The sequence below is a fragment of the Nitrosomonas sp. Nm33 genome, from assembly GCF_900107265.1.
Lineage (GTDB): Bacteria > Pseudomonadota > Gammaproteobacteria > Burkholderiales > Nitrosomonadaceae > Nitrosomonas.
Genome location: NZ_FNPJ01000135.1, coordinates 1 through 3,055, shown reverse-complemented (window position 1 = coordinate 3,055; position 3,055 = coordinate 1). Strand labels below are relative to the sequence as shown.

At 46.9% G+C, this 3,055-nt stretch carries 4 protein-coding genes; 3 read left to right on the top strand and 1 reads right to left on the bottom strand.

Annotation, left to right across the window (positions count from 1 at the left end; genetic code table 11):
- The 3 genes from BLV54_RS14885 to BLV54_RS14875 all read left to right on the top strand — a co-directional run.
- Positions 1-277, top strand: a 277-nt coding sequence (locus tag BLV54_RS14885) for a hypothetical protein (protein WP_218132436.1), incomplete at its 5' end; no start/stop codon positions are given.
- A 120-nt stretch (positions 278-397) separates the two neighbouring features.
- On the top strand, positions 398-1,687 hold the full coding sequence (locus tag BLV54_RS14880) for a DUF2130 domain-containing protein (protein ID WP_090572372.1): 1,290 nt from the start codon (positions 398-400) through the stop codon (positions 1,685-1,687).
- Positions 1,662-2,885 (top strand): hypothetical protein, encoded by a 1,224-nt coding sequence (locus BLV54_RS14875; RefSeq protein WP_176969805.1) that lies wholly within the window; start codon positions 1,662-1,664, stop codon positions 2,883-2,885. Before BLV54_RS14880 ends, BLV54_RS14875 begins: the two co-directional genes overlap by 26 nt.
- 30 nt (positions 2,886-2,915) lie before the next feature.
- On the opposite strand, the gene BLV54_RS14870 is transcribed toward BLV54_RS14875, so the two are convergent.
- The coding region (locus BLV54_RS14870; protein ID WP_143032498.1) for an IS3 family transposase at positions 2,916-3,055 on the bottom strand (140 nt) is incomplete at its 5' end.

The following is a 3,055-nucleotide window of genomic DNA, read 5'->3' as shown; positions in this document are numbered from 1 at the left end:
CCATCCTTCTCTCGAACGGATAATACCTTACGGCGAAATGATACTGGATAGGTCATTCACAAATTATAATCAATTTATATGTGATTGGCTATATTACGGACATGAACTGACTCATCGTGGTGCGTCGGACAGTGTCGAAAAACTTGCGGCTGCATTAACTGATGCTCAAGTAGATTTAAATCCTCACCAGGTCGAGGCGGCTTTGTTTGCCTGTCAGAATCCGTTAGCACAGTTAGTTCAGCAGATCAACGTGCAACAGCTGTTTGTAGTTGCCTAGGAATTGGTATAAGCACCTTATGTGACTCTAAAGTTCTTTATTTATAAGTAACGGCAGAGCCATTTGTGTCGCGCTATTTCAGGACATGATTAGCTAATATAAAAAATAGGAGCAAGAATAATGACTGAACCGACAATCTTTTGTCCCAATTGCCACACGGAAATTAAGCTAACTGAATCACTGGCAGCGCCGCTAATTGCTGCTACCCGCAAGCAGTTTGAACAGCAGTTGGCTCAGAAAGATAGTGATATTGCCCAGCGTGAGCAGGCCATGCGCGAAAGGGAAAAGCAACTTATTGATGAAAAAGCCAAGCTTGATGAACAAGTGGCTGATAAGCTCGCCGAGCAATTGAAACAGGAGCGTGCCCGAATCGCGGCGGAAGAAGCGAGAAAGGCCAAAATGATCACTGAGACTGAGCTGGAACAAAAATCTCGTGAACTAACTGATCTCAAACAAGTGCTGGAGCAGCGCAACGAAAAATTAGCCGAGGCACAGAAAGCTCAAGCTGAACTTATCAAGAAGCAGCGCGAGCTGGATGATGCCAAACGCGAAATGGATCTAACGGTTGAGAAGCGTGTGCAAGAAGGACTCGACGGCATCCGTCAGCAGGCGAAAAAAGAAGCGGAGGAAGCACAGAAGCTCAAAGTATTGGAAAAAGAGCAGACCATCACCGCGATGCAGAAACAGATCGAGGAACTCAAACGCCGTGCTGAACAAGGCTCGCAGCAATTACAAGGTGAAGTGCTCGAATTAGAATTGGAAAATCTATTGCGCACCAAATTTCCTTTTGACGCCATCGAACCCGTGCCCAAAGGCGAATTCGGCGGCGACGTATTGCACCGTGTAGTCGGTACCAACGGCCAGCACAGTGGCACCATCCTGTGGGAATCCAAACGCACCAAGAATTGGAGCGACACCTGGCTTACCAAATTGCGTGAAGACCAGCGCACCGCCAAGGCGGAAATTGCCGTTATCATCACCCAGACCCTACCGAAAGGCGTTGAAACCTTCGAAATGGTCGATGGTGTATGGGTCACGCATACACGTGCAGCGCTGCCTGTCGCGGCCATCCTGCGCCAATCCCTGCTGGAACTCGCCTTGGCTCGGCAGGCTTCCGAGGGCCAGCAGACGAAGACGGAAATGATCTACCAGTACCTCACCGGACCACGTTTCCGCCAGCGAGTGGAAGCCATTGTCGAAGCCTTTTCCACCATGCAGGAAGACCTGGACAAGGAACGCAAAGCCATCATGAAACAATGGGCCAAGCGCGAAGAGCAGATCGAGCAGGTGATGAGCGCGACAGTGGGGATGTATGGGGATTTGCAGGGGATTGCGGGGAAGTCGTTGCAGGAGATTGAGGGACTAGAGTTGCAGATGCTTGCGATTGATGATGATGTTCAAGGGCAATAGCCCCTTGGTAGCGGGTGGTTCTACTGTAACTGATCATATTGAATGGGTAGCGACAATGATGAATTTGCAAAATTCTATTGGATCAACTTGGGGAAAATGGGATCTTCATGTGCATACGCCATGTTCCATCGTTCAAAACTATGGTGGTAATAGCGATGATGTTTGGGAAGCGTTCATTACTGATCTCGAAAAGCTACCCCCAGAATTCAAAGTTATCGGTATTAACGACTACATCTTTGTTGATGGATACGAGCGCGTTCTGAAGGAGAAGAAGGAAAGGGGACGACTGAAAAATATCGACCTAATTCTGCCAGTCATAGAGCTTAGGCTCGATAAGTTTGCAGGCGTAGTTAAGAGGGGCATGGATGGTTCCTATTCCAAGTCAGATTGGAACCGTATCAACCTTCACGTCATTTTCGATCAACTTAATCCAGAGGTTATCAGGCAACAGTTCATTAACGCACTCGTTCAGCGTTATCACTTAATCCCGGAAGCGGATCAATTTAAAGGGAAATGGCAGGCTGTTATTACCCCGGACAGCTTAACCCAGCTGGGGGAAATGATTATTGACGCAGCGCCTGCAGACAAGAGAGGTGACTACGATAACCCTTTGCAAGAAGGATTCAATAATCTTTGCATCAGCTTGGATGCAGTGCTCAAAGCACTGGAGCTTCATGTTCTTGAAAACCGCTATCTCTTGGCTGTTGGCAAGACTGAATGGGAAAATATGAAGTGGGATGATCAATCAATAGCTGAAAAACGAAATATTATCAATCGTGTTGATCTTGTTTTCACGGCCTCGGAGAATCCCGATACTTACAATGCAGTAAAGAAGAAGCTAATTGAATCAAATGTTCTGAGTAAGCTACTTGACTGCTCCGACGCGCACGCATTGAGCTCCACGGATCACAAGGATCGTATCGGTCAGTGTTTCACTTGGATTAAGGCTTATCCAACTTTTGCAGGGTTACAGCATGCAATTGCTGAATTCGACCAGCGTATTTTTGTCGGGGATGCTCCAGCCAAAAGGTTGCTCGTGGCAAGCAACCGAACTAAGTACGCGTCTACCATCACGATCAAGAAAAAAGCTGGATCCTCATTAAAGGATACTTGGTTCGATGTTCAAGTGCCACTGAACCACGACCTTGTGGCAATCATTGGAAATAAAGGTAGCGGGAAGAGTGCTCTCGCAGATTGATATGTGTTGTCAAATATGGAGTCCATATGATTAAGCTGCGAGTTGATTTGCATAGTATCGCTGTGTAAATTCTGTTGGCGATAGGTAACCTGATTTTTCCTGTTTGCGCTGCCGGTTATAAAAGATCTCGATATATTCGGTAATCTCCTGTTTTGCTTGTAGTCGTGTTT

What these genes read in the sequence shown, in the direction of transcription:
- BLV54_RS14880 (WP_090572372.1), top strand. Translation starts at nt 398, where the DNA reads ATGACTGAACCGACAATCTTTTGTCCCAATTGCCACACGGAAATTAAG.